The sequence below is a fragment of the Arthrobacter sp. RAF14 genome, from assembly GCF_052114185.1.
Lineage (GTDB): Bacteria > Actinomycetota > Actinomycetes > Actinomycetales > Micrococcaceae > Arthrobacter_E.
On record NZ_JBFREG010000001.1, the window covers coordinates 649,065 to 675,636 of the forward strand.

A 26,572-nucleotide genomic window follows, 5' to 3' on the forward strand; every position below is an offset into this window, starting at 1 on the left:
CTGCATCACACGACCTGCTGCACGACGACGGCGCGCCGACCACCGAGTGGTACGCCGAGTGAGAGCCCGCTGAGTCCGCGCGGCTTCGAGGCCAGGGCGTCGGCCACGGAGAGCAGTTCGCGGGAGACGGCCGCGTCCGGGTGGGACAGAACCACCGGCAGTCCGGAGTCCCCGCCCTCCCTGAGAGCGATCTCCAGGGGCAATTGACCGAGGAGTGGGACCTGGTAGCCCAGGGTCTCCGTGAGGCGCGTGGAGAGCGCCTGGCCGCCTCCTGAGCCGAACACCTCGATCCGTTCGCCCCCTGGGGTGTCCAGGTACGACATGTTCTCCACGACACCCACCACGCGCTGGCCGGTCTGGGTGGATACCGAGCCCGAGCGTTCGGCGACCTCGGCCGCGGCGGACTGGGGCGTGGTGACCACCAGGACCTCGGCGGAGGGCAGGAGCTGGGAGACGGAGATGGCGATGTCCCCGGTGCCCGGGGGCAGGTCCAGGAACAGGTAGTCCAGATCGCCGAAGTACACCTCGGACAGGAACTGCTCCAGGGCGCGGTGGAGCATCGGCCCACGCCAGGCCACCGGGGCGTTGCCCTCCACGAACATGCCGATCGAGATGACCTTGACCCCGTGTGCCACCGGCGGCAGGATCAGCTCGTCCACCCGGGTGGGGGTCTGGGTGATGCCCATGAGGCCCGGCACGGAGAAGCCGTGCACATCGGCGTCGACGATCCCCACGCGGAGCCCCCGCGCGGCCAGCGCACAGGCGAGGTTGACGGTCACGGAGGACTTGCCCACCCCGCCCTTGCCGCTGGTCACCGCGAAGACCTTGGTGAGGTTGCCGGGCTGGTTGAAGGGGATGCCCCGGGTGTCACCGGGACCGCGGAGCTGCTCCTTGAGCGCCTGCCGCTGCTCCGGTGTCATGACGGCGAGTTCGACGTCCACTCCGGTGACACCGGGCACCTTCAGGAGGGCCGCTGTGGAGTCGGCCGTGATGGTGGCCCGCAGCGGGCAGCCCTGAATGGTGAGCAGCACCCGGAGCCGGACCGTGCCGTCGTCCTCGACCGCGACGGAGTCGACCATGCCCAGTTCCGTGATGGGCCTCCGGAGTTCGGGGTCGATGACCGTGTCCAGGGCACGCCGGAGCTGCTCCGCGCTGGGCAGGGTCATGCTCCGGAGTCCTGGCTGGGCTTCTTCACCTTGGGGATCTGCTGGGTGCGGGGCCCGCGCTGGCGGTCCCTCTTGTCCCGGATCTTCTCTTTGACCTTGTCGGCCGTGGTGTCGCCCTCGCCCGGGCCGTCCTCGCCCGAGTGGAACTCCTCCTGGGCCTCGATGATGTCCTCGAGGAGGGAGCGCATCTCGGCGCGGACGTAGTCACGAGTGGCCACCTCGCGCAGGGCGACGCGCAGCGCCGCGAGTTCCCGGGTGAGGTACTCCGTGTCCGCGAGATTCCGCTCGGCGCGCTGCCGGTCCTGCTCCAGGGCCACCCGGTCACGGTCGTCCTGCCGGTTCTGCGCGAGCAGCAGCAGTGGCGCGGCGTAGGAGGCCTGAAGGGAGAGCATCAGGGTCAGCAGGGTGAAGCCGAGGGCCTGCTGGTCGAACTGCCAGTCGGCGGGAGCCCAGCTGTTCCAGGCCAGCCAGAAAACGCAGAAGATGGTCATGTAGACCAGGAACTGCGGGGTGCCCATGAAGCGGGCGAACCCCTCGGTGGCCTTGCCGAAGGCGTCCGGGTTGGGGGAGAACCGGGGGAAGAACCGGCTGCGCGCCCCGAGTGGCGTGTCCAGGCTGTTCTTCTCGGCTCCGGGACGGCGTTCTCTGTTCTCAGCCATTGCGCCCCCTCAGTTTCTTGAACGGGACGTCCTCGGCGTGGGCACGCCAGTCCTCCGGCAGGAGGTGATCCAGGACGTCATCGACGGTGACGGCGCCGACCAGGCGGCCGGTGTCGTTCACCACGGGCAGGGCATTGAGGTTGTACACCGCCATGATGCGGGCCACCTCGCTGATGTGCGCCTGGTCCAGGACGGGTTCCAGGTTCTTGTCCACCAGATTGCCCAGGGGTTCGGGCGGGGGATACCTCAGCAGCTGCTGGATGTGCACGACGCCGAGGAACCGGCCCGTGGGCGTCTCCAGCGGTGGGCGTGCGATGAAGATGGAGGAGGCGAGCGCCGGGGTCAGCTCTTCGCGGCGGACGTGGGCCAGCGCCTCGGCCACCGTGGCCTCCGGCGGCAGGATGACCGGGACCGGCGTCATGAGACCGCCGGCGGTGTCCTCGTCGTATTCCAGCAGACGGCGCACATCCTCGGCCTCTTCCGGCTCCATGAGCTGCAGGAGTTCCTCCTGCTGTGCCTCGGGGAGTTCGGAGAGGAGGTCGGCGGCGTCGTCGGGGTCCATCTCCTCCAGCACGTCGGCGGCGCGCTCGCGGTCCAGCGAGGAGAGGATCTCCACCTGGTCCTCTTCCGGGAGTTCCTGGAGGACGTCGGCCAGGCGCTCGTCCTGGAGTTCGCTGGCCACTTCGAAGCGGCGCTTGTCGCTCATCTCCTGGAGCGCCTCGGCGAAGTCGGCGGCCTTGAGGTCCTCGTGGCTGGCGACGAAGGCCGTCGCCGCCTGAGGCTCGGTGGCAGCGGCGGGGACGGCGTCCGTCCAGTTGATGATCATGGTCTCGTTGCGGCGCAGGCGTGCGAGCGGCGAGAACGAGTGGCCGCGGCGGACGAAGAGCTTGGAGACGAACCAGTCGCCGGAGCGGTGCTGGTCGATCGCGATGTCCTCGATCGTGGCCGATCCCGAGCCGTCCGTGAGGGTGACCCGGCTGTCGAACATCTCGGCGACCACCAGGGTCTCCATCCCGCGCTGCTCGAAGCGGCGGAGGTTGACCAGGCCGGTGCTGATGACCTGGGCCTGGTCCATGCTGGTCACGCGGGTCATGGGGACGAAGACGCGTTTCTTACCCGGGACTTCCACCACCAGGCCCACGGCGTGCGGGGGCGCATTGTTGGCGCGGGCCAGCACCACGACGTCGCGGACGCGTCCCAGCCGATCACCCAAAGGGTCGAAGACATCCAGACCGAGGAGGCGGGCAACGAAGACACGGGAAGTAGGGTTGCTCACCCGACTAGGCTATCCACTTCGTCCACGTTTGGCTGAATTCCGGTTGCAGGCCTGCGGAATAGGCAACAATGTGGGTATGTCGAACTTGTTTGGTGCACCCAGGATTCCCGAGGAGCTCCGTTCCGTGCCGCAGGGCGTGACGGTGGGCTCCTACAACTCCTACCTCGATGCCCAGAAGGCCGTGGACTACCTGGCGGACCAGCAGTTCCCCGTCCAGTACGTCTCGATCGTGGGCAATGACCTGAAACTCGTCGAGCGTGTGACCGGCCGCCTGAGCTACCCCCGGGTGGCCATGTCCGGCCTGCTCAGTGGCGTGTGGTTCGGTCTGTTCATCGGTCTGCTGCTGTCGCTGTTCTCGCCGGGCGGCGCGTTCTCCGTGGTCACCTCGGTGCTGATGGGTGCTGCGTTCTTCGCGCTCTTCGGCATCGTCAGTTACGCCATGCAGCGCGGCAAGCGGGACTTCACCTCCACCAGCCAGGTGCTGGCGAGCAGCTACGACGTGATCGTCGCCCCCGAGGTGGCGGGTGAGGCGAGCCGTCTGCTGCTGCAGCTTCCCATGCGGGGCAACGACGGCGGCGCCCGCCAGCCCGGTCAGCAGCAGGGTCCCCAGGGCGGCCAGTACACCGGCCAGGGCCAGGGGTACGGCCAGCCGCAGGAACCGGAGCGGCCGGAAGGCTGGGGCAATCCCTACGGTCAGCGCTCCGAGGATGCCGCGCAGCAGGCGCAGGCCCCGGAGCAGCCGGCTTCGTCCCCGGTGTCCTCGGACTACCGGGATCTCCCGGACGGCCGTCCTCAGTACGGCGTGCGGTTGAACCAGACGCCTCCCGCGGCACCTGCCGCGCCGGCTCAGGAGCAGCCGGCCCAGCACCCGTCGGAGGACCCGGCGGAGGGTGCATCGGCCGATGACGCCCCGGCCGAGCCTCACGGCGAGTCCGTGCCGGACCACGACGCGCACGGGTCGACCGAGCAAGGCACTCAGGCGTCCGGGGAAGCGGATCACCAGGACAGCCACCCCAAGGAACAGCGCGGCGAGTAGGCCGGAGGCGGGGCCGCTCCGGCGGAACCGCGCAGGCCCACAACCTGCAGGCCCAGATCCGACGTCCTGACCGGGCGGCGCGATCCGGGTGACGTCCAGAGGGACGAATGGCCCGGCACCGGGATTCCGGTGCCGGGCCATTCGCATGCCTGGCGTGTGGCGCTCAGGGCGCCACGGCGGTGGTGAGGGGCACTCAGCCGAGCAGGCCGGCCATCCAGGACTCGACGTCGTCGGCCGTACGGGGGAGTGCGGCGCTCAGGTTCACGGCGCCATCCGCGGTGACGAGGATGTCGTCCTCGATGCGGACGCCGATGCCGCGGTACTCCTCCGGGATCGCCAGATCCTCGGACTTGAAGTACAGGCCGGGTTCGATGGTGAACACCATGCCCTCGGCGAGTTCCGCGTCCAGGTACAGCTCGCGCTTGGCCTGGGCGCAGTCGTGGACGTCCATGCCCAGGTGGTGGCTGGTGCCGTGCGGCATCCAGCGGCGGTGCTGCTGGCCGCTCTCGGAGACGGCCTCCTCCACGGTGACGGGCAGCAGACCCCAGTCGGCCAGGCGCTCGGCCAGGACACGGGTGGCGATCTGGTGCAGCTCGCGGAACTTCAGGCCCGGGCGGGCCTCCGCGAAGGCCGCGTCGGCGGCGTCCAAGACGGCTTCGTAGACCCGGCGCTGCACCTCGGAGAACGTGCCGTTCACGGGCAGGGTGCGGGTGATGTCCGCGGTGTAGAGGCTCTCGGCCTCGACGCCGGCGTCCAGCAGGAGAAGGTCGCCCTCCTTCACCTGACCGTTGTTGTTGATCCAGTGCAGGATGGTGGCGTTGTTGCCGGAGGCGGCGATGGTGTCGTAGCCGAGGTCGTTGCCTTCCTCGCGGGCCTTCGCGAAGAACGCGCCTTCCACGACGCGCTCACCGCGGTGGTGGGCCACGGCGCGAGGCAAGGCCTTGACCACTTCGTGGAAGCCTTCGACGGTCGCCGCGACGGCCAGCTTGAGCTGCTCGACCTCCCACTCGTCCTTGATCAGGCGCAGCTCGGAGAGCGCCTCGGCGAGCTTCTCGTCCAGGGCGTCGAGCTGGGAGAGGTCCAGGTTCTCGGGGTCCTGGGCGGTGTTGTAACGGGCGGTGTCCACGAGGGCGTCGATGTTCTCGTCCACCTTGCGGAGCAGGCGGATGGAGATGCCGCCGATCTCGGAGGCGCCGACGTTCTTGGTGATCGCCACCTCGAGCTCGTCCAGGTGCGCGGTGGCCAGGTCCAGACGGGACTTGAGATCCGCCAGGCTCGGGCGCGGGCCGATCCAGAACTCGCCGGAGCGGGCGTCCGCGTAGAACTGCTCGGTGTCGCGGCCGGCCATGGGACGGAAGTACAGGGTGGCGTGGTGGTGGCCGCCGTCGTCGCCCTGGCCGTCATCGGTGGGTTCGAGGATCAGGACCGCATCCGGCTCGTGGTCCACGCCCAGGCCCGTCAGGTGCGCGAAGGCGGAGTGCGGACGGAAGCGGTAGTCCGTGTCGTTGCTGCGGACCTTGTGCGGACCGGCGGGGATCACCAGGCGTTCGCCCTTGAACTGCTCCGAGATCGCACGACGACGGCGGGCGGCGTGTGCGGCGACGGCTTCCTCGGCGGGGAGCTCCAGCGAGGCGGGAGCCCAGCTGCTCGCCATGAAGGCTTTGAAGGCATCGGAGGAGGGGCGCTGCGAACGGTTGTTCACACGGTCCTCCAACGGCTGGGTGCTGGCATCAGTGGTGTGTTCTGCGTCATTCACCCTCCTATCGTCTCACTGATCGGGGGTTCCGCGGGTCCGCCGGGACTACGCTGGGAGCGTGAGGATCGACCTGCATGCACACTCGAACATCTCGGACGGGACCCAGCCGCCCGCCGCCCTCGTGGCCTCCGCCGCGCAGGCGGGGCTCGACGTCGTCGCGCTCACCGATCACGACACCACCGACGGCTGGGCTGAAGCCGCAGTGGCCGCGCGCGAACAGGGCGTCGCCCTGGTGCCCGGCATGGAGATCAGCTGCCGCACACGAGAAGGCATCAGCGTCCATCTGCTGTCCTATCTGCACGACCCCACGCACCCGGGGCTCCTGGAGGAGATCACCAAGGCGCGGGACGCCCGGCTGAGCCGCGCCGAGCGGATGGTCGCCCTGCTCTCCGAGGACTACCCGTTGAACTGGGACGACGTCACCCAGCACCTGGCTCCCGGCGCGACGGTGGGCCGGCCGCACATCGCCGACGCCTTGGTGGCCGCGGGGATCGTCAGCGACAGGACCGAAGCGTTCGCCACCATCCTGACCTCGCACTCGCGCTACTACGTGCAGCACTACGCCGCCGGCCCCGCGCTCGCCGTCGAGCTGGTCCGTGCCGCCGGAGGAGTGCCGGTCTTCGCGCATCCCGTGGCGCGGGCGCGCGGCCGGGTGGTCGGGGAGCACACCTTCCACGAGATGATCGACGCCGGGCTGGGCGGCGTGGAGGTCTGGCACCGCGACAATCCGCAGGACGGACGTGAATTCCTTCTGGGGCTCGCAGCGAAGCACGATCTGATCGTCACCGGCTCCAGCGACTATCACGGCAAGGGCAAGCCCAATCTGCTGGGCGAGAATCTCACGTCACCCGAGCAGTTCGCGCGGATCGAGGAGCAGGGGCGCGGGAGCGTGATCCGGGGCTGAGTGGTCAGTCCTCGGATGGCGCGGTGAGAGCCTGCCCGGCGATCAGCCGGAGGGCGAGACGAGCCGTGTCCAGGAGTTCATCCCGTCCTGCCCCGAGATTCGATTGCGCGGACAGCCCGTGCCACACCGACTGAATGAAGGACGTCAGTGTCTCCGGCGCGATGCCAGGCTGGAGACCGCCTTCGGACTTCGCCTGACGTAGCCGAGTGAGCAGGGCTTCTGCATTCGAGGCCTGCATCTCCGCGATGTATCTACGCGTATCCAGAGTGCTCGTGCTGTCGGCCATGACGGCGCTGCTGATGAGGCAGCCGGGGTGCGAATCGCTGTTCCGAGTGAATTCGACGACCGAATCGACGAGGACCCGCTCGATGACCTTCAGCACGTCCCGCTCGGTGACCGCCCGCTGATAGATCTCCCGGTAACGCTCGGCGTAGGTCCGTACGGTCTCCTCGAAGAGGCCGGCCTTGCTGCCGAAGGCGGCGTAGAGGCTCGACGTCGAAATCCCCAGTTCCGTCGTCAGGGCACGGGTGGACGTCCCGGAGTAGCCGTAGCGCCAGAAGAGGCGCGCGGCGCCCAGGAGGACGCGATCGCGGCTGAACGTCGAGGGGCGGCCTCGAGTGGTGGAAGACACCCTGGAATTATAGATCGTTTGCTCCATAATTGATTTATGGAGCAAATGATACAGAAAACGGTGAAACTCGATGACGGCAGCTGGGTATCGGTCGATGTGTACGGCGACCCTTCCGCCTCGGGCTTGGTCATCGTGCCAGGAGTGATGAGCGATGCTCGGTCCTGGGGCACCGTCGCGCGGGAGATCAGCGCGTGGCCTTCGGTCGCGGTGCTGAACCGCAGGGGCAGGGCGCCGTCGGGCCCGCTCACCGAGGACTACTCCCTGGAGACCGAGGTGGGCGATCTGCTCGACGTGCTGAAAGTCCTCGGTCCCGTGAAGACCGTTTTCGGATGGAGCTACGGGGGTCTGATCGCGCTGCTGGCGGCTGACCGGCACCCGATCGAGCAGCTGATCGCTTACGAGCCTGTCGGAAGACCGTTTGCCGGAGAGGCGCTGCCGGCACTGCAATCAGCGGAGCAGGCGCAGGACTGGGACCGGAGCGTCGAGATCGTCAACCGTGACATCTCCGGCTTCACAGCCGACTACGTCGAGGGCCTTCGTTCGGATCCTGACGTCTGGCAGGAACTCCGGCGCTTCAGTGAGCCGCTGTATGCAGAACTTGCCGCGCTGAACGCGGCGCCACTGCCGGAGCTGATGGCGCAGGAGGCGGCCGCGGTGGACCTCATCGTCGGGGAGCGCAACCGCCATACGGAGCCGTATGGAACGGCCTCTGACGCCATCGCACGCCGGGTTCCGGGCGCGCGGATCCATGAACTCGCGGGAGCAGACCACCTCGCGCACCTTCAGGACCCGGCCGGACTTGGGCGTCTCCTCAACGTCCTTGCAGGGCGGCCCTGAAGGGCACCCAGGACCAGACTCGCGTCCCTCAGCCCAGCGTGTGCACCGTGGCTGAGGCCGCCAGCCGCGAGGCCATGACGGACACGGCCGAAGGGTTCTCGTCGACACATACGAAGCGGCGGTCCGACTTGGCGGCCACCGCCCCCAACGTCCCGGAACCCGCAAAGAAGTCCAGGCACCAATCGCCCGGCCGGGTGGAGGCCATGACCATGCGGCGCAGCAGGCCCTCCGGCTTCTGCGTCGGATAGCCGGTCTTCTCCTTGCCCGTGGGGGAGACGATGGTGTGCCACCAGACGTCGGTGGGCAGCTTGCCGCGCTGGCGCTTCTCCTCGGTCACGAGACCGGGGGCCATGTACGGTTCGCGGTCGACCTCGGCCGCGTCGAAGTGGTACGCCTCCGGGTCCTTCACATAGACCAGGATGTTGTCGTGCTTGGCGGGCCAGCGGCGCCGGGCCCGTGCGCCGTAGTCGTAGGCCCAGATGATCTCGTTCAGGAAGCACTCCCGGCCGAAGATCGCATCGAGCATGACCTTGGCGTAGTGCACCTCGCGGTAGTCCAGGTGCAGGTACAGCGTGCCGTCCGGGGCCAGCAGGCGCCAGGCCTCGCGCAGCCGGGGTTCCAGGAACGCCCAGTAGTCCTCGAAGGCGTCGTCGTAGCGATGCAGGTCCCCGCGCAGCGTCTGGTACGAGCGTCCCTGGAAACCGATCCGATCGCCTTCGCCCTCCGCGCTGCGGACCATGGTGGTCTGCTGGCGGCGCTGCGTGCGACCCGTGTTGAACGGGGGATCGATGTAGATGAGCGTGAACGATTCATCCGGCAGCGTCGGCAGGAACCCGGCGTTGTCCGCTTGGACCACCAGGTTCCCGCCGTCCGCCTGCCAGAGCTGTTCAGCGTTCCGGGCCACGGATCCCGTCAGGATTCCTGAGCCGGGGTGCCGGCCTCGCGGCCGACCACTTCGCCGTTGCGGCGGCGGGTGCGGTTGCGCGGGCGGCGGCGACGAGCGTCGTCGTCGGCCTTCTTCTCGGGGGCCGGAGCCTCCGTGGTGGTCTCCGCGGCAGGCTGACGCGTCCGACGACGGCGGCTCTCGCCTTCGGTGGAACCCTCCGTCGCGCGGCCGGCGCCGGAGCGGCGCTCACCACTGCGCGGACGGTCACCACGGGAGGACGACGCCGGGCGCTTGGTCACGCGCTTGCCGGTCTCGCCCAGATCCTCGAGGACCTCGGCATCCACGCCGGCCAGGACGCGCTTGTCCCGGGGCAGGCGGCCCTTGGTTCCCTCCGGGATGTCCAGATCCGCGTAGAGGTGGGCGGAGGACGAGTAGGTCTCGACCGGCTCCGCGAAGTCCAGGCCGAGGGCCTTGTTGATGAGGGCCCAGCGGGGCATGTCCTCCCAGTCCACGAAGGTCACGGCGGTGCCCTTGTTGCCGGCTCGGCCGGTGCGGCCCACGCGGTGGAGGTAGATCTTCTCGTCTTCGACGCACTGGTAGTTGATGACGTGCGTGACGTCGTCCACGTCGATGCCGCGTGCGGCGACGTCGGTGGCGACCAGGACGTCCACCTTGTTGTTGCGGAAGGCGCGCAGCGCCTGTTCGCGGGCGCCCTGACCCAGGTCGCCGTGCAGGGCGGCTGCCGCGAATCCGCGGTCCACCAGTTCCTCGGCGACCTTCGCGGCGGTGCGCTTGGTCTTGGTGAAGATGACGGTGCGTCCGCGTCCGCGGGCCTGCAGGATGCGGGCGACGACCTCGATCTTGTCGAGCGAGTGGGCGCGGTAGACGAGCTGGCGGATGTCCCGCTTGGTCAGACCCTCGTCATCCGGGTCGGCCGCGCGGATGTGGGTGGGGCGCGTCATGTAACGGCGGGCCATGGCGATGACCGGGCCGGGCATGGTGGCGGAGAAGAGCATGGTCTGGCGGGTGCCGGCCGGGGTGGCGGCCATCAGCGTCTCGACGTCCGGGAGGAAGCCGAGGTCCAGCATCTCGTCGGCCTCGTCGAGGATCACGATCTTGATGTTGGAGAGGTTCAGGTGGCGCTGCTTGTACAGGTCGATCAGTCGGCCGGGGGTGCCGACCACCAGGTCGACGCCATTCTGAAGCGCCTCGATCTGCGGCTCGTAGGCACGTCCGCCGTAAATGGTGGCGATCCGGACCTGGTGCAGCCGGCTGGCGGTGGCGAGGTCATTGGCGACCTGCACGGCGAGCTCACGCGTGGGGACGATCACCAGGGCCTGGGGCGCGCCCGGCACCTGGAGCTTGGAGTACTTGGGGTCATCGCTGGTCACGATGCGTTCCAGTGCCGGCACACCGAACCCGAGGGTCTTGCCGGTGCCGGTCTTGGCCTGGCCGATGATGTCGTGCCCGCCGAGGGCGACCGGCAGCGTCAGGGCCTGGATCGGGAAGGGGTGGACGATTCCGGCCTGGGCCAGGGAATCCACGATTTCCGCGCGGACACCGAAGTCCGCGAAGGTCTTCTGGACCTCGGCATGCGGTTCCGCCGTGGTGGTGATGGTCTCCTCCGGCTCGACACTCTCCGTGCCGCTGGTGTCGACCAGGACTTCATGACTGTGGGTTTCGCTCACGCGTGCCTCCTTGGCATTGCTCCGCCAGCGCCAGGACGGGCGTCTGCCAACCTTGGCGACGGCACCGGTCATTCCAGAGAGGTTCCCGGAGAGGGCGGAGTACGGGTGGAAGCCGATCGCGGTCTGCGTGGGCCGCACTGGCGGCCATCAGGGGTGCCGGGCCCGTGGAGAACGGGCGGGGCGGGGGAAAGCAATGGTCAATCAACGACCGGGCATCCATGACTACCCCCTCATTCTAGGGGATGGAGGGCTGATTCCCCGGATTCGCCCCGTCGCCTCCGGACGATGGCGCATTCTCGACCAGGCTGAACGAGACCGTCCGGCGCAGGACGTCGGCCGCGTCCAGGCGGACCTTGACCCGGGTGCCGGGCTCCATGGCCCCCGTGCAGCGTGCCGTGACCGCAGGGTCCAGCAATTGGACGGTGGCGATCGGCGCCGTGGCGTTCTTCCCGTTGCCGGTGGAGATCACCACGGCATCGAAGACCTCGCCCAGACGGGGCAGCATGAGGGCCGCCTCGATGGTGTCGATGGCGGCGCGGTCCAGCCGGGAGGAGCGCTGCTCCGCGGATTTCATGAGCTCGGGCACGAGTGCCAGGCTCTCCCTGGCCCAGGCCGGAACCTCGGTGCCCTGGCTGAGTGCTTCACAGACCACGAGCACCCAGCGGTCGACCAGACGGCGCAGCGGTGCGGTGGCGTGGGAATAGGGCGCCGCGATGGCGGCCTGGACGGTGTTCTCGGGGACGTCGCCGTCGAACGCCACATAGCCTGCGCCGCGGAACAGCGCGGCTGCCGCATGCACGATCGCCAGGTCCTTGGGCTGGGCGGGGTCCAGCGTCCTGAGGTATTCGCCGTAACTCATGGCTCCTGCGCCATCGGGGCTCCACGGCTTGCCGAGCGCGGCGGTCTGGCGCTCGAAGGTCTCCAGGGAACGGCTGTCCGGTGCCGGCATGGTCCGCAGGATGCCGACGGAGCCTTTCACCATGAGGTCGGCGGCCGCCATGCCGGTCATGAGGGAGATCTGCGCGTTCCAGTCCTCCACGGGCAAGGGGATCTCGGTGACCAGACGGTAGGCGCCGCTCTCAGGATCTTGCTCGACCACCTGCGCGGGCAGTTTCAGACTGGCACCGCCGCGGAGACGTTCGAGTTCGATCCGCTTGAGCCCGACCTCCTTGAGCAGTTGCAGGCACTCGCTCGCGGTGCCGGCGTCGATCGCCTCCTGAACGCCCTGGTAGCTCAGCTTGGCGCGCGACCTCACCCGGGCCCGGCGGACGGTGGCGTTCTGCACCGCGCCGGAGGAATCGAGGGTGAACTGCCAGAGGAAGGCGCCGCGGTCGACGTCGGGCAGCAGGCTTCCGGCATCCTCCGAGATCGCCTCGGGATGCAGAGGGATCCGGCCGTCGGGAGCGTACAGCGTGAGCCCCCGACGGCGGCACTCGGCATCCAGCGCCCCGCCGGGGGAGACGAAGGACGGCACATCCGCGATGGCGTAGTAGACGGTGTACCCGTCGCCGGACCGCTCGATGAACACGGCCTGATCCAGGTCGGTGGACGAGGCGGGGTCGATCGTGACCAGCTCGATGTCCGTGCGGTCCCAGTCCGGAAGGGTGTGGGTGCGGATGACCCGCGCGGTCTCCTCGAGCACCTCCGGCGGGAAGGCCCGGGGGACTTCGAGTTCTTCGCGCAGCGCTGCGAGGGCCTCGGCGAGACCGTCCTGAACGTCCTGGGTGCCACGGGGGATCCATGTGTTCGTCACGCTCACAGGCTAGCTCCCGGGCAGACTCCTGACTTCTCCGACATCCCGCACGGCCGTGATTCTGGCATACTGACAGCAAAATCATCACCGCGTGTCACGGCCGTCCGAGGCCAGTCAGGAGAAGGGCAAGCCATGACCAACGAGTCTCAGCCCAACCAACCGGTTCCCCAGCAGCCGCCGGTCCCCCCGCAGAGTCCGCAGTCTGCGCCGTCCCAGGGACAGCAGCAGGTACAGCCCCAGCAGAACGCACAGCAGAACTGGAACCAGCCGCAGTCGTATGGTCAGCAGCAGTACGGCCAGGGCAACCAGCAGCACAACTCGCAGCAGTACGGCGGCCAGCAGCAGTATGGCCAGAATCCGCCGAGCCAGCAGCCCCCGTACGGTCAGCCGCAGCAGCAGCAGTACGGACAGCAGCAGGCGACTCCGCAACAGTACGCTCAGCCGCAGGCCGCTCCGCAGCAGAGTTACCCCCAGCAGTACGGCCAGCAGCCGGCGCAGCCCGGGTACCCGCAGCAGCGCCCTGGCCAGTTCCAGCAGGCCGGGCAAGCTGCACCGCAGCAGTACGGCCAGGCGCCCGGTTCGTACGCCCAGCAGGGCTACGGCAATCAGCAGTCCGCCTACGCCGGGCAGCCGTCCGCAGTGCCGGGCCCTCTCGATCCGGGAGCCAGCCTCGGGTTCGCCGCGGCCATCAAGACCGTGTTCGCCAAGTACGCCAGCTTCACGGGGCGTGCGGGCCGGCAGGAATTCTGGTGGTGGTACGTGTTCGTCGTCGTGGTGGCGGTGGTTCTCAGCACGGTCGCCGCGATCTTCTTCGGCACCGGCCTGTCCCAGGCGGTGGCCGATCAGGACTACACCGAGGTTCCGGGCACCGGCCAGGTGCAGGTGAATTCCAACGCCTCGATGATCATCGGGTTCGTGCTCTGGGGTCTGGCAGGTCTGTTCTCCCTGGCCGTCATCGTCCCCACCGCGGCCGTAGGGGCCCGGCGCCTGCACGATGCCAACTTCAGCGGCTGGTTCATCCTCCTGTATCTGGTTCCGGTGGGCAGCCTGGCGCTCCTCTTCCTGTGGGCTCAGGCCTCCAAACCCGAGGGCGCGCGCTTCGACGCGTCGTTCTGACGACCTCGCCGGTGTCTCGACAGGCACGGTGAATGGCCGCCACGGAGAACATCCGTGGCGGCCATCGCTTTTCCTCGGGCGGATCCTGGGACAGACTGACGGAGAACACGACCGCATCAGTGAAGGGGAGACCATGAGCCAGCCTCCGAGTCATCCAGGCGAGAACCCTCAGTATCCACCCGGGCCCGTTCACGTTCCGCCGGGACCCGCGCAGCCTCAGCCGCAGCCCTTGCCGCAGGGCGGTGCGCCGTGGCCACCGGGCGGGCAGCCGCCGCAGGGTGCACAGCAGGCACCCTGGCAGCCGCAGCCCGGCCAGCCACAAGGGTGGGGGCCGGGGTGGGGCCAGGCCGCTCCGTTTGTGATGCGCCCGAAGGTCGGATTCGCGGACGCGATCAAGTCGGGCTTCCGCAACTACGCCAACTTCAACGGCCGGGCCGTCAACTCGGAGTTCTGGTGGTGGTTCGTCTTCGAGTACCTGGTGCTCGGGATCCTGGGCTACCTGGCGTACTTCCTGGTCTTCCTGGGCTTCATGACCTCGCTGGGCGGGGTGCTGTCGGACTCCTCGCGGACCGGGTATCGCAGCCGGGACCTCGATGTCGTGTGGAGCGCGCCCCTGGTGGCCGGAATCGTCCTGTCCATCCTCTTCATCCTCGTGGCGCTGGCCCTTCTGATCCCGGGACTTGCGCTCAGGGTGCGCCGCCTGCACGACGCCGGGTACAGCGGCTGGTTCATCCTGCTGAGCCTCGCGCCGTTCGGTTCGGTGGTCGTCCTGGCGCTCCTGGCCATGGAAAGCAGCCCGGAAGGGATGAAATACGGCTATTGACCCTGTTCAATGGGGAGTTTTCCCCATTGAGCCCCACGAGCATGTGGTGGAGACTGTACGTTAAGGAAGCATCAAGCGCACCCAGTGATGGAAAGAACAGGACCATGACGCAACAACCCGATTGGCAGAACAACAACGGCGGTCAGCCGCAGCAGCCGAACTACGGTCAGCAGCCTCCTCAGGCGCCCCAGTACGGCCAGCAGCCGCCGCAGGCCCCGCCGGCCCCCCAGTACGGCCAGCAGGGCTACCAGCAGCAGCCCGCCAGCCCCTACGGCCAGCCCGCGTACAGCGGTGGCCTCTACCCGCCCTACGTCCCGCGCCCGAGCGTAGGGTTCTCGCAGGCCATCAAGATGGGCTTCGCCAACTACGCCAACTTCAAGGGCCGTGCCAGCCGCAGCGAGTTCTGGTTCTGGTACCTCTTCCAGGCTCTCGTCGCGGGTATCCCCGTCGGCATCGGCTACGGCCTCCTCATCGGTGGTCTGGTCTCCCAGTCCGCGTATTCGGATTCCTCCACCGGCTACAGCTCGTCGTCGGATGTCGCCTTCACCGGCACCATGGTGTTCGGCACCATCCTCATGATCATCGGCGGCATCATCAGCCTGGCGCTCCTGGTGCCGTTCATCGCCGTCGCGTGGCGCCGTCTGCACGACGCGGGCTTCCCCGGCCCGATGTTCTTCCTGTCGCTCATCCCGTATGTGGGTGGCATCATCCTCATCGTGCTGTGCGCCATGCCCAGCAAACCCGAGGGCATGAAGTACGAGATCCAGTAGTCCCCGTACTGCAACGCCACGGCCCCTGCCCTTCGCGAGAAGAGGACAGGGGCCGTGGCGTTTAACGGAGAGGTCAGGCGTCCGGCAGCTCGGCCAGCAGGCGCCGCGCGGCATCGGCGGGATCGGAGGCCTCGGTGACGGCGCGGACCACCACCACGCGGCGCGCTCCGGCCTCGACCACCTGGGCCACGTTCGCGTGGTCGATGCCGCCGATGGCGAACCACGGCACGGTGGTGCCGGTGCCCGCCGCATAGCGGACCAGGTCGAGGCCCACCCCGGCGCGGCCGGGCTTGGTGGGCGTCGCCCAGAGCGGCCCCACGCAGAAGTAGTCGGTCTCGCCGCGGGCCGCGGCAGCGAGGGCGGTGTCCACCTGCTCCGGCGCATGGCTCGAAAGGCCCAGCACGACGTCGTCGCCCAGCAAGGACCGCGCGGCGGGCAGCGGGAGATCCTTCTGGCCGAGGTGCAGCACCGGGCTGCCGGACAGACGGGCGATGTCCGCGCGGTCGTTCACGGCCCAGAGCTTCCCATGCCGTTCGGCCGCCTCCCGCAGCACGGCGAGGAGCTCGAGTTCCTCGGCGGCTTCGATGGCCTTGTCCCGCAGCTGGATGATGTCCACGCCGCCGGTGTACGCGGCATCGACGAAGTCCGCGAAATCGCCGCGACCGGCTCGTGAATCGGTGCAGACGTACAGCCGCGCGGCGGTCAGAGACGCTGTCGCATTTGCTCGGTTAACCATGGGCTTCAGCCTAGTTCCTCTACACTGGAGCGGTACTGCGGGAGCCGGAGCGGATGGTCATATTCGCCGGCTGAGAGGGCTTGAGCGCCGACCGCCACACCTGATCCGGTTAGCACCGGCGTAGGGAAGGACGAGGAGCATGGACCAGGAGACGGCCGACGCCGCGGTGATCGGCGCGGGCATCGTGGGACTGGGCATCGCGTGGACGCTCCTCCGGTCCGGTCGCCGGGTGACCCTCATCGATCCCTCACCCGCCCGGGGCGCGACATTCGCCGCCGCCGGCATGCTGGCCCCGGTCAGCGAATACCACTATCAGGAGGAGAACCTCCTCACCCTGACGCTCGAATCGGCAGCGCTCTGGGAGGGCTTCGCCGCGCCTTTCGGGCCTCTCAGCGGGTACCGGGCCACACCCACGCTCGTGGTGGGGTTCGACGCCGCCGACCGGGCCGCGCTCGCGGATCTGCAAGCGGTTCAGCGGGCGCACGGCCTCGACGTCCAGGCGGTCCCGCTCCGGGAGGCCCGCCGGATGGAGCCGCTGCTTTCACCCCAGCTGTCCGGGGCCTTCCTCACCCCCGGCGACCACCAGGTGGACCCGCGAGTCCTGCACGCCAGGATGCTGGAGGCCTTCCGCCAGGCGGGCGGGACGGTCGTGGAGGAACGTGCGGAAGCTCTGCGCTGGTCGGCGAACGACGACGACGGCGGCGCTTCCGCCGACCGGGTGACGGGGGTGCTGCTCGCCTCCGGCCGTGTTGTCACTGCGGTCGAGGTCGTGGTGGCCAACGGCCTCGCATCGCCTGAGCTGCGGGGGTTGCCGGACGGGCTCGATCTGCCCCTGCGCCCGGTGCACGGGGACATCCTCCGGCTGCGGGTGCCGGAACAGCTGCGGCCCTTCCTGACCGCGACGGTGCGCGGCTCGGTCCGCGGGGTACCCGTCTATCTGGTGCCCCGCGAGGACGGCACCGTGGTGATCGGGGCGACCCAGCGGGAGGATGGGCAGTCCGGAGTCTCCGCCGGTGGGGTGCACCAGCTCCTCCGCGACGCGCAGTTGCTGGTCCCCGCCGTGGCGGAACTCGAGCTCGATGAGATCACGGCGCGGGCGCGGCCCGGGACGCCGGACAATGCACCCCTGCTCGGCCGGGTGGCCTCCGTCGGGGGCGGCGAGGTGGCCGGTCTGGTCATCGCCACCGGATTCTTCCGCCATGGCGTCCTGCTGACGCCGGTGGCGGCACGGGCGGTTCTGCATCTGCTCGATGGACATGACGACGGGCGCTGGGCGGCCTTCCGGCCGGACCGGTTCAGCCCGGCACTTCTGAAGGAGACGACTGTGGAGGCTCACGCATGAACATCACCGTGAACGGCGAACAGCGCGCCGTGGGGGAGGACGCCACCGTGGCGGTCCTGGTCACCCAGGTGACGGGCCGCGAGATCCTGGCGGACGGCCGCGCGGCGGACGGGCGCCGTGTGGGGATGGCGGTGGCCCGGAACTCCACCGTGATCCCGCGGAGCCTGTGGTCGGGCACCGCCTTGCAGGACGGCGATGAGCTGGAACTCGTGACTGCGGTGCAGGGAGGCTGAGATGACGGAGATCTTGCAGGACCAGGGACTGGATCCCCTGGTGGTGGACGGGGTGGAGCTGGGTTCCCGGCTCATCATGGGCACGGGCGGCGCGCCGAGCCTGGATGGTCTGGGCGCCGCGCTGGTGGCGTCCGGAACCGAGCTCACCACCGTGGCGATGCGGCGGTACAGCCCCGCGCAGAGCGGATCGCTCTTCCAGTTGCTGGTGGACCGGGGGATCCGTGTCCTGCCGAACACCGCCGGGTGTTTCACGGCGCGTGACGCGGTGCTGACGGCGGAACTGGCCCGGGAAGCGCTGGAGACGGACTGGGTGAAGCTGGAGGTCATCGCGGACGAGCACACGCTGCTTCCCGATGCCGTGGAGCTCGTGGACGCCACGGAGCAGCTGGTGTCCCGCGGGTTCAAGGTGTTCGCGTACACGAATGACGATCCGGTGCTGGCCTTGCGGCTCGAGCAGCTGGGCGCCGCGGCCGTCATGCCGCTGGGCGCTCCGATCGGCACCGGTCTGGGGATTCTGAACCCGCACAACATCGAGGTGATCGTCTCGCGGGCTGCGGTTCCCGTGGTGCTCGACGCCGGGATCGGCACCGCCTCGGACGCGGCGCTGGCGATGGAGCTGGGCTGCGATGCGGTCCTGCTGGCCACGGCCGTGACCCGCGCGCAGGACCCGGTGCGCATGGCGACGGCCTTCCGGCATGCCGTGACGGCAGGCCGTCTCGCCCGTCTGGCCGGACGTATTCCCCGGCGTGAGCACGCTCTGGCCTCCTCCAGCATGGAGGGCAGGGCCGAGTTCCTCTGACAGGGCGGGCCCGGTCCGGTCCGCGGTGAGGGCCCGACGTCGGTGCCCCGGCGCGGCGCGGACCGGACGGCACGCGCGGGGACGCGACGGACCGTGCCGCAACGAGCGAGGGGCGCCTCCCGCACCTGAACGGTACGGGAGGCGCCCCTCGGCGTCGGGCCTGAAAAGGATCAGACCTTGAGGATCTCCGTCAGTGCCTTGGCGTCCTCGGCCGACCGCCGCGAACTGAGGATCCAGGACACCGCGAACGACGCCGCGATGCCGAGGACCAGCGGACCGATCCAGGGAATCCACGTCACGCCGGGCAGGTACCCGAATCCGAGCGCGATGAACACGATCCAGCTCAGGGCGGTGACCAGGGTGCCGGCGCCGGCCGGGAGCGCGGCCCCCAGCGTGGTGCGCTGCCGGTTCACGGCCCAGGCGAGCGCGCCGACGGCCGCCACGAGCAGGACGGGGATGATCAGGGACAGCATGGCTGCCTACAGGGCGCCGAAACCGACGCGGCGCTGCTCTTCCGGGCCCATCTCGACGTAGCCGAGCACCGCGGCCGGGATGATCACGCGACGGCCCTTGTCATCGGTCAGGGAGAGCTGGCCGCCGGAGGACAGAGCCTCGGAGACGGCAGTGGCGATGGCCTCCGCTTCCTCGGAGGACTCGAACACGACTTCGCGAGCGACGTTCTGGATGCCGATCTTTACTTCCACAATTGCCTCCTGGCAGTTTCGTGCGGGCCACGGGCACACGGGGCGCACCGCAGGCTTCAACAGCTGATCCAAGCCTAATATGGCGGGCAGGGGGAGAAGGGCCGTTCGGGCACGCTGGGAGCGAACACCGGGGAGAACGGAACGGTCGAGACGAGAGCGGGCCGGCCTGGATGACGCCGAATCCGCTCTCAAGGGTGTGAGTCCGCTACATGATGTAGCGGACTCACGACGTCGAGAGCGGACTCGGCAGTCCGAGCGGTGTGGTGGGGCCGTGACCCCGGGTGACGCCTAGCTCTCCTTCGGGAACCGGCTGATGCCCCGCCACGCCAGACGGTAGATGAGGTCGCTGGCCACGTCCAGGTCCAGCTTGCCGTCCGTCTCCAGCCAGTACCGCGCGCTGACCTGGGCCATGCCGGCCAGGCCGCGGCCCAGGAGCTGTGCCTCGAGCAGGGGGAGCTTGGTGTCCTCGGCGATCACGCGGGCCACGGCGTCTGCGAAGGTCCGGTTGAAGGTCTCCAACCGGTCGCTGACCTCTTCGTCATTGGTCAGCCCGGACTCGAAGACGAGGCGGTGAGCCTGGTCGTCGCCGGCCATGAACTCGAAGTAGGCCCGCATGACGGCCTGCACCCGGAGCTTGTTGTCCGAGGTGGAGTCGATGGCGCCCAGCAGCATGTCGGTCAGGACGGACAGATGGCTTTCCAGCAGGGCCAGGAACAGCTCGCGTTTCGAGGGGAAGTGCTGATAGAGCACGGGTTTGCTGACCCGGGCCGTCTCAGCGATCTCATCCATCGCGGCGCCGTGATAGCCGTTCGCGACGAAGACCTCCTGGGCGGCCTGGAGGAGCTGGGCCCGACGTTCATCCCGGGGAAGACGCGCGGTCCGAGCGCCCGGCCGTGCTTCGCTCACCGTCACATTCCATCCTTTGCTTCCAGCGCCATCCCTGTTCGTCCGGCGTGAAGGCCAGTTTACCCGTAGGTAATATGACGCGTGTGAGGCGGTGGGCATAGATTGAAGACATGTCCTCCCTGACTTCCCGCACCGCCCTGCCGCCCCTGGTCGAACCGGCGGCGGAACTCACCCGCGATGAGCTCGAACGCTATTCGCGGCACGTGATCATCCCGGAGATCGGCTCCGAGGGGCAGCGCCGTCTGAAGAACGCGCGTGTCCTGGTGATCGGCGCCGGCGGGCTGGGCTCACCGGCCCTGCTCTACCTCGCGGCCGCGGGCGTGGGCACCCTCGGCGTGGTGGACGACGACGTCGTCGAGCTGAGCAATCTTCAGCGGCAGGTGATGCACACGGTGGATCGTGTGGGGCTGCCGAAGACCGAGTCGGCGGCGCGCGCCATCGCGGAGCTGAACCCGCTGGTGACCGTGGTCCAGCACCGCGTCCGCCTGGACTCCTCCAACGCCGTCGAGCTGTTCCGGCAGTACGACCTCATCCTGGACGGGGCGGACAACTTCGAGACCCGTTACCTGGTCAACGACGCGGCGGCGATCGCCGGCAAACCGTACGTCTGGGGCTCGATCTTCCGCTTCGACGGCCAGGTGAGCGTCTTCTGGGAGCAGCACGGCCCCACGTATCGCGATCTGTACCCCGAGGCGCCCCCGGCAGGCAGCGTCCCGAGCTGCGGCGAAGGCGGCGTGTTCGGCATGCTGTGCGCCGCGGTGGGCTCCCTCATGGTGAGCGAGGCCATCAAACTCGTGACGGGCGTCGGCCGGTCCCTCCTGGGCCGCGTGGCGCTGTTCGACGCCCTGGGCGGGTCCTGGCGCGAGATCACCGTGCTCAAGGATCCCGAGGCGCAGCCCATCACCGAGCTGAGCGACTACGCCGCGTTCTGCGGCATCGCGCCCGCCGAGGAGCACGCGGCGTCGTCGGCTGAGGAAGGCCAGGACGACGGCGTGGTGAGCGCCCGTGGTCTGGCCGCGATGCTGGACGAACGTGAGGCGGGGACGCGCGACTTCCTGCTGGTCGACGTGCGGGAGACCGGGGAACGGGACATCGTGGCGATCCCCGGGTCGGTGCTGATTCCCCAGGGCCGCATCCTGGCCGGGGACGCGTGGGACGAGCTGCCGCGGGACACGGAGATCGTGTTCCACTGCAAGGCGGGGAGCCGGTCCGCGAACGTACTGGCCGCGGCACGCCGCGAGGGCTACACGAAGGTCAGCCACCTCGACGGTGGGGTTCTGGCCTGGGTCCGGGATGTGGAGCCCGGCAAGCCGGTCTACTGAGGGTTCTGTATCTAAGGACAGGATGAATGGTCCTATGAATTTTCGGATCTGGCTTTCTGTACGATGTTCCGAATAGTTCCGACCGACAGTCCAAATTGCCTCGCGATGCCTGCTGATGAATCGCCTGCTTCGGCCATCTTTACAATTTGACGATTCCGCTGTTCCCGTTCGGATCGGGCTCGGGCCCTAGCTGCCAGTCGCAATTCCTGCATTGCCACGTTGAAAATCCGGTCATCGTCAAATGCGCGAGCATTCTCGAACAGCTTGTAGTCCTTGACGAGGTAACGGCGCGACCGCACCTGGCGCCACGTTGACTCTGTCAAGTGATAGCCATCTTTGGCGATTTCTGCACGCAAGGTCAACGAGAGGCGCTCCCAAGCATGCAGTACGCTTTCGACGAGCCGCCGTTCTGGGGCATACCTATCAAGGCCAATTGTAGTAGGCAAGCAGATGGTGGCTACCGCCGGGTCATCTTTTGCGGCGTAACTCACGTTGGCTATGACTGTGCATTCAATGCCCTGGAGGTCTAAGCACTTGATCTGTGGGGCGATCATGTAGGCGAAATTCCGTCCTACGTATCCAATTTTTCTATCCCCAATATATGCAGAGATGGCGTTCGAATCATGCGGGTTGTCAAATTCTGGGCGAAGAGTTGCGGAGTAATTGCCCGCGGAGAGCGTCAGTAGTTCACGCTGAAAATATTGAGTTCCCGCTACGCCAGTCCAGAGAAATCTTGGATCATCTCGGTATTTTTCCTCGCTCCAACCCTCGAGAGCATCGGAGAGGGAGACTACGATCAACGATGTGCCGACTTTCACTCATGTACGGAAGGCGGGGAGCGGTTGTGTCCACGACCGTATGCATTTCAACCTCATCGTAGACGAATTAAGTTTGTGGCCATCTGTTTCGGCGCAGCTACTGTGGTCAGCCGACGGTGGGTTCCACAAGTCCGGGCTAAGACGTTCTGGAACTCAGAATCATGCGATCCAGCGTACTCAGGCGCTGAGGTCCTGCGCCGTGTCCTCCCGGGAGGACATCTCGTGCGCGGGGGCTTCGTGGGCCGGGCAGCCGGCTTCGGCGGACGAGAGCTGCGGCTCGGCCACATCGATCCCGTACAGCGCCTCGATGGCGTTCACGTACTGTTCCTGCAGGCCGGCGGCGGCGAGTTCACGGCCGCGGACCATGGGGGTGTGCAGGAGCTGCTTGACCATGCGGCGCAGCGCGAACTCCACCTCCTCCGCGGCGGCGGTGCAGCCGTGCCGGGCCCGCACGCGCTCCATCTCGGAGTCGAGCACGGACATGGTGTGGCGGCGCAAAGCCACGATCGCCGAATCCACACTCCGGGAGCGGCGTTCCGCCTCGAACTCGTGAGCGGCGGAGTCCACGATCCGGGTCGCCTCGACGAGGGACTCGGCGGCCTCCTCGGGAGCGGCCAGACGCACGGATTCCAGCGTGAGGAGCTCCACACCCTCGAGTTCGTCCACCGCCGGGTCGAAGTCGCGGCTGAGAGCCAGGTCGATCACGATCAGGGGGCGGGGCTCGGGTCCGCGGACCTCGGCGAGTTCTTCGGCGGAGACCCGGCGGTCCGAACCGCTGCAGCCGATCAGGACGTCGGCGTCGGCGATCGCGGCCGACAGATTGTCGGCGTCGAGCGCGGTGCCGCCCCGGGCCGCCACGAACTCGCCCGCCCGGCCGGAGCCCGAGAAGACACTCACCTGGGTGCAGCCGCGTTCACGGAGCAAGGCCATGGTGGCGCCGGCATAGGCGCCCGTCCCGAAGAGGACCACGCGGGTGTCCGTCCAATCACGGTCCACCGAAAGCTCCGTGGCCAGTTCGAGGGCGACGGAGACGATCGAGAGACCGCGGCTGCCCAGCGCTGTGCGGGTGCCGACTTCTTTCGCCGTGCGGCTGGCGGCCTGGAAGAGCCGGACCAGTCCGGGGCTCGCCGTGCCGGAATCCTGAGCAGTGATGAGGGCGCGGCGCACCTGTCCGGCGATCTCGCGTTCGCCCACGACGGCGGAGTCCAGTCCGGCGCCCACCGCGAACAGGTGGCGTGCCACCTCGGGACCGCGGCGGAGCGTCAGGGCCTGGGAGACGGTGTCCACGTCCAGGCCGCTCTGCGCGGTGATGTTCCTGAGCAGCTCTTCGCGGGCGGCTTCCAGGCCTCGGTCGGTGGCGGCCTCGGCGTAGATCTCGAAGCGGTTGCACGTCGCCAGCACCACGGAGCCGTTGAGCGCTTCGCCATCAGCGGTGGTGTCATCGGACCGGGTCGGCAGCGGCGGCGACACCGTGCTCCGTGAGGCGACGGCGGAAGCGCCCTTGCTCAGCCGAGCAACGGTCTCAAGGTTCAGATCGGCGTGGGTCGCCGTGAGGGAAAAGAGCACCACAGTGGCACCATCTTATGCTCTTCTCACCTTTGTAGAAAAACCGGCCGGGAATCCGCGGATCCCAGCAATGGCGCGGAATTCGCTGACACAGTGTCAGTGACGAAGTGTCGTCAAGTTGAGGCACCGAAGGTGGGCACAATCGAGGTATGCCTTCCACGCTCCAGGCCCTCCCGGCTGCCCACCCTCTGGTCACCGGCGCCACCTCGGATTCCCCGCTGATCACCGCATACCGCGGCGGCAAGCCCAGTCGCAGGCCCGTGTGGTTCATGCGCCAGGCCGGCCGCTCGCTGCCCGAATACCGGGCCGTGCGCCAGGGGATCTCCATGCTGGACTCCTGCCTCAAGCCCGAGCTCGCCGCCGAGATCACGCTGCAGCCCGTGCGCCGCCACGACGTGGACGCCGGCATCTTCTTCTCCGACATCGTCATCCCGCTCAAGCTTGCGGGCGTGGGCGTGGACATCGTCCCGGGCGTGGGCCCGGTCCTCGAGAACCCCGTCCGCACCGCGGCGGACGTCGCCGCCCTGCCGGAACTCACCTGGGAAGCTCTGGAGCCCATCCGTCAGGCCGTCCGCCTCACGGTGGATGAACTCGGCAGCACGCCGCTGATCGGATTCGCCGGCGCCCCGTTCACCCTGGCCGCGTACATGGTGGAAGGCCGCCCGTCCCGCGACCACCTCGGCCCCCGGACGATGATGCACGCGGATCCCGAGACCTGGGAGGCCCTCGCCGCCTGGGCCGCCGACGCCTCCGGGTTCTTCCTCCAGGCCCAGCTCGAAGCCGGCGCCTCCGCTGCCCAGCTGTTCGACTCCTGGGCCGGATCGCTGGGACTGGCCGACTACGAGCGCTTCGTCGCACCCGCGTCCGCCCGTGCCCTCGACGCCGTCCGCGGCCTCGGCGCCCCGCTGATCCACTTCGGCACCGGGACCTCCGAGCTGCTGCCCGCCATGCATCGCGTGGGCGTGGACGTCATGGGCGTCGACTATCGTCTCCCGCTCGATGAGGCGAACCGTCGCCTGGGCGGGAACGTGCCGCTCCTGGGCAACATCGACCCGGCGCTGCTCCCGGCACCCTGGGAGGTCCTGGAGGCTCACGTCCGCGAGGTCATCGCGGCGGGCGCCTCCGCCCCGGGCCACGTGGTCAATCTGGGCCACGGCGTTCCCCCGGAGACCGACCCCGAGGTGCTCACCCGCGTGGTCGAGCTCATCCACTCGATCGGCTACTGAGCCCGCCATGTCCCAGCACACCCAGCCACAGCAGGGCCGCGGCCCGGCCTCGGTGACCGCGCCCACGGGGGTGCGGCGCGCCGTCGTCGTCGGCGGGGGAGTGGCAGGTCTGCTGGCCGCCTATCGGCTGAGCGGTGACGGAGTGGCCGTCACCCTCGTCGAGGAGCGGCCCGTGCTGGGTGGTGCGGTCGGCTCGCACACCGTGGGCGGTCTGACGCTTGATTCGGGCGCCGAGTCCTTCGCGACGCGCGGCGACGCCATCCCGGCCCTCCTGGAAGAGCTGGGACTGGCTTCGGACGTGGTCGCCCCGGATCCTTCGGGCGCCTGGGTGAGGCTTCCCCAGGGACCCCGGGAACTGCCGCGGACCGGCGTTCTGGGGATCCCGGCCGATCCCTGGGACGAGGAGGTCCGCCGGACGCTCGGATGGGCGGGCTCGCTGCGTGCGAGCCTGGACCGGGTCCTCCCCGGGACGCTCGGCGCGGGCGCCGAGGTCAGCAGCGTCGCCCGCCTGGTCAGGCTGAGACAGGGCCGGCGCGTGCTCAAGCGCCTCGTGGAGCCCGTGGTGGGCGGGGTGCACGCCGCCGACCCGGGCCTGCTCGATGTGGACATGGTCGCCCCCGGCCTGCGCAAGCGGATGAAGGAACACGGTTCGCTCGGCGCGGCCGTGCTCGCCCAGCGGCAGTCCTCCAGAGCCGTCGCGGGAGACGCCGAACGTCCTGGTGCCCCGCGCCGCGCAGGGTCAGCCGTGGCGGGTCTCCGCGGCGGCATGCACCGGCTCGTGGAGGCGCTGGAATCCCGCGTCCGTGAGGCGGGCGCGCGTGTCCTCACCTCGGCTTCGGCCCGGCCCGTCAGCCGCGATGCCGACGGCCTCTGGACCATCCCGGTGGAGCACGACGGCGCTGTCGAGACGCTGCACGCCGAGCACCTGGTGGTGGCCCTGGACGGCCCCTCCGCCGTCGCGCTGCTGGCCTCCCAGGTGCCCGCCCTGGAATCGCACCGCCCCGAGTCGGGCGCACAGATCAAGCTCGTGACCCTCGTGGTCGACCAGCCGGAACTCGATGCCCGCCCGCGCGGCACCGGCATCCTGGTGGCGCCCCAGACCGAAGGGGTCCAGGCGAAGGCGCTGACCCACGCGACGGCGAAGTGGCCATGGCTGGCCGAGACCGCGGGCCCCGGGGTCCACGTGCTGCGGCTCAGCTACGGCCGTCAGGAAGGCGCGCCCGGAGACCGCCCGGAGCGCGCTGTCCCCGAGAGCGATGAGGAACTGTTCCGGGCTGCGCTGGCCGATGCGGCCGAGTTGCTGGGCGTCCCCGTCGCGGCGGACGATGTGCTGGACCATGACGTGGTCCGCTGGTCGGGAGCGCTGCCGTTCGCGGCGGTCGGGCACCGGCAGCGGGTCGCGACGGTGCGGGAGCTGTGCGCCGCTGAGCCGGGCCTCGACGTCGTGGGAGCATGGCTGGCGGGAACCGGCCTCGCCGCCGTCGTGGCGGACACGCTCAGGATTTTCGCCGGAACCGGAACCGGTTCCGGACAGGGGCCTTCACGGGCCTAGAATTCTACATATCGTAGAAGTCAAAAGAAGTACCGAAGTACACAGCGGAGACGGACATCCGATCACT

26 protein-coding genes and 1 riboswitch are annotated in these 26,572 nt (G+C 68.8%); of the genes, 12 read left to right on the plus strand and 14 right to left on the minus strand.

Going from position 1 to position 26,572, the window contains the following annotated elements:
- Positions 1–5: 5 nt before the first annotated feature.
- The 3 genes from AB4Y75_RS03105 to AB4Y75_RS03115 are packed head-to-tail and all read right to left on the minus strand — an operon-like array spanning position 6 to position 3,101.
- On the minus strand, positions 6–1,166 hold the full coding sequence (locus AB4Y75_RS03105; protein WP_441434418.1) for an Mrp/NBP35 family ATP-binding protein: 1,161 nt from the start codon (positions 1,164–1,166) through the stop codon (positions 6–8).
- On the minus strand, positions 1,163–1,825 hold the full coding sequence (locus AB4Y75_RS03110; protein WP_441434419.1) for a DUF1003 domain-containing protein: 663 nt from the start codon (positions 1,823–1,825) through the stop codon (positions 1,163–1,165). The genes AB4Y75_RS03105 and AB4Y75_RS03110 overlap by 4 nt, the downstream gene beginning before the upstream one ends.
- Complete coding sequence (locus tag AB4Y75_RS03115) at positions 1,818–3,101, minus strand: magnesium transporter MgtE N-terminal domain-containing protein (protein ID WP_441434420.1); 1,284 nt, start codon at positions 3,099–3,101, stop codon at positions 1,818–1,820. The genes AB4Y75_RS03110 and AB4Y75_RS03115 overlap by 8 nt, the downstream gene beginning before the upstream one ends.
- Positions 3,102–3,177: 76 nt before the next feature.
- Here AB4Y75_RS03115 and AB4Y75_RS03120 point away from each other — a divergent pair, with 76 nt between their 5' ends.
- Positions 3,178–4,137, plus strand: a complete 960-nt coding sequence (locus AB4Y75_RS03120) for a general stress protein (RefSeq protein WP_441434421.1) — start codon at positions 3,178–3,180, stop codon at positions 4,135–4,137.
- 193 nt (positions 4,138–4,330) lie between these two features.
- Here AB4Y75_RS03120 and AB4Y75_RS03125 read toward each other — a convergent pair whose 3' ends face one another.
- Positions 4,331–5,893, minus strand: coding sequence for an aminopeptidase P family protein (locus AB4Y75_RS03125; protein ID WP_441434422.1), 1,563 nt, complete (start codon positions 5,891–5,893; stop codon positions 4,331–4,333).
- A gap of 58 nt (positions 5,894–5,951) precedes the next feature.
- Between AB4Y75_RS03125 and AB4Y75_RS03130 the strand changes: the two genes are divergently transcribed.
- Entirely contained in the window at positions 5,952–6,797 is an 846-nt protein-coding gene (locus tag AB4Y75_RS03130; RefSeq protein ID WP_441434423.1) for a PHP domain-containing protein, read from the plus strand.
- A 4-nt stretch (positions 6,798–6,801) separates the two neighbouring features.
- Here the strand turns inward: AB4Y75_RS03130 and AB4Y75_RS03135 are convergent, their stop codons facing one another.
- Entirely contained in the window at positions 6,802–7,428 is a 627-nt protein-coding gene (locus AB4Y75_RS03135) for a TetR/AcrR family transcriptional regulator (protein ID WP_441434424.1), read from the minus strand.
- A gap of 45 nt (positions 7,429–7,473) precedes the next feature.
- Between AB4Y75_RS03135 and AB4Y75_RS03140 the strand changes: the two genes are divergently transcribed.
- On the plus strand, positions 7,474–8,265 hold the full coding sequence (locus AB4Y75_RS03140; protein ID WP_441434425.1) for an alpha/beta fold hydrolase: 792 nt from the start codon (positions 7,474–7,476) through the stop codon (positions 8,263–8,265).
- 28 nt (positions 8,266–8,293) lie between these two features.
- On the opposite strand, the gene AB4Y75_RS03145 is transcribed toward AB4Y75_RS03140, so the two are convergent.
- From AB4Y75_RS03145 to AB4Y75_RS03155, 3 genes are all read right to left on the minus strand, one after another.
- Complete coding sequence (locus AB4Y75_RS03145) at positions 8,294–9,169, minus strand: DNA-methyltransferase (RefSeq protein ID WP_441434426.1); 876 nt, start codon at positions 9,167–9,169, stop codon at positions 8,294–8,296.
- Between the two features lie 8 nt (positions 9,170–9,177).
- On the minus strand, positions 9,178–10,839 hold the full coding sequence (locus AB4Y75_RS03150) for a DEAD/DEAH box helicase (RefSeq protein WP_441434427.1): 1,662 nt from the start codon (positions 10,837–10,839) through the stop codon (positions 9,178–9,180).
- Between the two features lie 235 nt (positions 10,840–11,074).
- Positions 11,075–12,592, minus strand: coding sequence for an RNB domain-containing ribonuclease (locus AB4Y75_RS03155; protein ID WP_441434428.1), 1,518 nt, complete (start codon positions 12,590–12,592; stop codon positions 11,075–11,077).
- A gap of 132 nt (positions 12,593–12,724) precedes the next feature.
- On the opposite strand from AB4Y75_RS03155, the gene AB4Y75_RS03160 reads away from it, so the two are divergent.
- From AB4Y75_RS03160 to AB4Y75_RS03170, 3 genes are all read left to right on the plus strand, one after another.
- Entirely contained in the window at positions 12,725–13,708 is a 984-nt protein-coding gene (locus tag AB4Y75_RS03160) for a DUF805 domain-containing protein (RefSeq protein ID WP_441434429.1), read from the plus strand.
- A 361-nt stretch (positions 13,709–14,069) separates the two neighbouring features.
- The gene (locus tag AB4Y75_RS03165; RefSeq protein WP_441435253.1) at positions 14,070–14,531 is read left to right on the plus strand and encodes a DUF805 domain-containing protein; all 462 of its coding nucleotides are present in this window, start codon (positions 14,070–14,072) and stop codon (positions 14,529–14,531) included.
- A gap of 104 nt (positions 14,532–14,635) precedes the next feature.
- Entirely contained in the window at positions 14,636–15,301 is a 666-nt protein-coding gene (locus AB4Y75_RS03170) for a DUF805 domain-containing protein (RefSeq protein WP_441434430.1), read from the plus strand.
- Positions 15,302–15,374: 73 nt separating this feature from the next.
- Here AB4Y75_RS03170 and thiE read toward each other — a convergent pair whose 3' ends face one another.
- Positions 15,375–16,037: a thiamine phosphate synthase gene (thiE, locus tag AB4Y75_RS03175; protein ID WP_441434431.1), complete on the minus strand. Its 663-nt coding sequence runs from the start codon at positions 16,035–16,037 to the stop codon at positions 15,375–15,377.
- Between the two features lie 27 nt (positions 16,038–16,064).
- A riboswitch (TPP riboswitch) is annotated at positions 16,065–16,181 on the plus strand.
- Here thiE and thiO point away from each other — a divergent pair.
- The 3 genes from thiO to AB4Y75_RS03190 all read left to right on the plus strand — a co-directional run bounded on the left by thiO (position 16,177) and on the right by AB4Y75_RS03190 (position 18,411).
- Positions 16,177–17,379, plus strand: coding sequence for a glycine oxidase ThiO (thiO, locus tag AB4Y75_RS03180; protein WP_441434432.1), 1,203 nt, complete (start codon positions 16,177–16,179; stop codon positions 17,377–17,379). It overlaps the preceding riboswitch by 5 nt.
- On the plus strand, positions 17,376–17,612 hold the full coding sequence (thiS, locus tag AB4Y75_RS03185; RefSeq protein WP_441434433.1) for a sulfur carrier protein ThiS: 237 nt from the start codon (positions 17,376–17,378) through the stop codon (positions 17,610–17,612). Before thiO ends, thiS begins: the two co-directional genes overlap by 4 nt.
- A gap of 1 nt (position 17,613) precedes the next feature.
- The gene (locus AB4Y75_RS03190; protein ID WP_441434434.1) at positions 17,614–18,411 is read left to right on the plus strand and encodes a thiazole synthase; all 798 of its coding nucleotides are present in this window, start codon (positions 17,614–17,616) and stop codon (positions 18,409–18,411) included.
- A 170-nt stretch (positions 18,412–18,581) separates the two neighbouring features.
- Here AB4Y75_RS03190 and AB4Y75_RS03195 read toward each other — a convergent pair whose 3' ends face one another.
- From AB4Y75_RS03195 to AB4Y75_RS03205, 3 genes are all read right to left on the minus strand, one after another.
- On the minus strand, positions 18,582–18,884 hold the full coding sequence (locus AB4Y75_RS03195) for a hypothetical protein (RefSeq protein WP_441434435.1): 303 nt from the start codon (positions 18,882–18,884) through the stop codon (positions 18,582–18,584).
- 6 nt (positions 18,885–18,890) lie between these two features.
- Complete coding sequence (locus tag AB4Y75_RS03200; RefSeq protein WP_441434436.1) at positions 18,891–19,115, minus strand: DUF3107 domain-containing protein; 225 nt, start codon at positions 19,113–19,115, stop codon at positions 18,891–18,893.
- Positions 19,116–19,403: 288 nt separating this feature from the next.
- Complete coding sequence (locus AB4Y75_RS03205; RefSeq protein WP_441434437.1) at positions 19,404–20,027, minus strand: TetR/AcrR family transcriptional regulator; 624 nt, start codon at positions 20,025–20,027, stop codon at positions 19,404–19,406.
- 104 nt (positions 20,028–20,131) lie between these two features.
- Here AB4Y75_RS03205 and moeB point away from each other — a divergent pair, with 104 nt between their 5' ends.
- Positions 20,132–21,343, plus strand: a complete 1,212-nt coding sequence (gene moeB, locus AB4Y75_RS03210; RefSeq protein WP_441434438.1) for a molybdopterin-synthase adenylyltransferase MoeB — start codon at positions 20,132–20,134, stop codon at positions 21,341–21,343.
- A gap of 32 nt (positions 21,344–21,375) precedes the next feature.
- Here moeB and AB4Y75_RS03215 read toward each other — a convergent pair whose 3' ends face one another.
- Together AB4Y75_RS03215 and AB4Y75_RS03220 are read right to left on the minus strand one after the other, a co-directional pair.
- Entirely contained in the window at positions 21,376–22,161 is a 786-nt protein-coding gene (locus tag AB4Y75_RS03215) for an HIRAN domain-containing protein (RefSeq protein WP_441434439.1), read from the minus strand.
- A gap of 177 nt (positions 22,162–22,338) precedes the next feature.
- Positions 22,339–23,730 (minus strand): glutamyl-tRNA reductase, encoded by a 1,392-nt coding sequence (locus AB4Y75_RS03220; protein ID WP_441434440.1) that lies wholly within the window; start codon positions 23,728–23,730, stop codon positions 22,339–22,341.
- A 146-nt stretch (positions 23,731–23,876) separates the two neighbouring features.
- Between AB4Y75_RS03220 and hemE the strand changes: the two genes are divergently transcribed.
- Together hemE and hemG are read left to right on the plus strand one after the other, a co-directional pair.
- Positions 23,877–24,953, plus strand: coding sequence for a uroporphyrinogen decarboxylase (gene hemE, locus AB4Y75_RS03225; RefSeq protein ID WP_441434441.1), 1,077 nt, complete (start codon positions 23,877–23,879; stop codon positions 24,951–24,953).
- Positions 24,954–24,960: 7 nt separating this feature from the next.
- The gene (hemG, locus tag AB4Y75_RS03230; RefSeq protein ID WP_441434442.1) at positions 24,961–26,505 is read left to right on the plus strand and encodes a protoporphyrinogen oxidase; all 1,545 of its coding nucleotides are present in this window, start codon (positions 24,961–24,963) and stop codon (positions 26,503–26,505) included.
- Positions 26,506–26,572: the final 67 nt, after the last annotated feature.

Bases quoted from the DNA above. Each gene is read 5' to 3' on its own strand.
- AB4Y75_RS03190 (WP_441434434.1), top strand. From the start codon at position 17,614: ATGACGGAGATCTTGCAGGACCAGGGACTGGATCCCCTGGTGGTGGAC.
- thiO (WP_441434432.1), top strand. From the start codon at position 16,177: ATGGACCAGGAGACGGCCGACGCCGCGGTGATCGGCGCGGGCATCGTG.
- hemE (WP_441434441.1), top strand. From the start codon at position 23,877: ATGCCTTCCACGCTCCAGGCCCTCCCGGCTGCCCACCCTCTGGTCACC.
- hemG (WP_441434442.1), top strand. From the start codon at position 24,961: ATGTCCCAGCACACCCAGCCACAGCAGGGCCGCGGCCCGGCCTCGGTG.
- AB4Y75_RS03160 (WP_441434429.1), top strand. From the start codon at position 12,725: ATGACCAACGAGTCTCAGCCCAACCAACCGGTTCCCCAGCAGCCGCCG.
- AB4Y75_RS03140 (WP_441434425.1), top strand. From the start codon at position 7,474: ATGATACAGAAAACGGTGAAACTCGATGACGGCAGCTGGGTATCGGTC.
- AB4Y75_RS03110 (WP_441434419.1), bottom strand. From the start codon at position 1,825: ATGGCTGAGAACAGAGAACGCCGTCCCGGAGCCGAGAAGAACAGCCTG.
- thiS (WP_441434433.1), top strand. From the start codon at position 17,376: ATGAACATCACCGTGAACGGCGAACAGCGCGCCGTGGGGGAGGACGCC.
- thiE (WP_441434431.1), bottom strand. From the start codon at position 16,037: ATGGTTAACCGAGCAAATGCGACAGCGTCTCTGACCGCCGCGCGGCTG.
- AB4Y75_RS03165 (WP_441435253.1), top strand. From the start codon at position 14,070: ATGCGCCCGAAGGTCGGATTCGCGGACGCGATCAAGTCGGGCTTCCGC.
- AB4Y75_RS03170 (WP_441434430.1), top strand. From the start codon at position 14,636: ATGACGCAACAACCCGATTGGCAGAACAACAACGGCGGTCAGCCGCAG.
- AB4Y75_RS03120 (WP_441434421.1), top strand. From the start codon at position 3,178: ATGTCGAACTTGTTTGGTGCACCCAGGATTCCCGAGGAGCTCCGTTCC.
- AB4Y75_RS03195 (WP_441434435.1), bottom strand. From the start codon at position 18,884: ATGCTGTCCCTGATCATCCCCGTCCTGCTCGTGGCGGCCGTCGGCGCG.
- AB4Y75_RS03105 (WP_441434418.1), bottom strand. From the start codon at position 1,166: ATGACCCTGCCCAGCGCGGAGCAGCTCCGGCGTGCCCTGGACACGGTC.
- moeB (WP_441434438.1), top strand. From the start codon at position 20,132: ATGTCCTCCCTGACTTCCCGCACCGCCCTGCCGCCCCTGGTCGAACCG.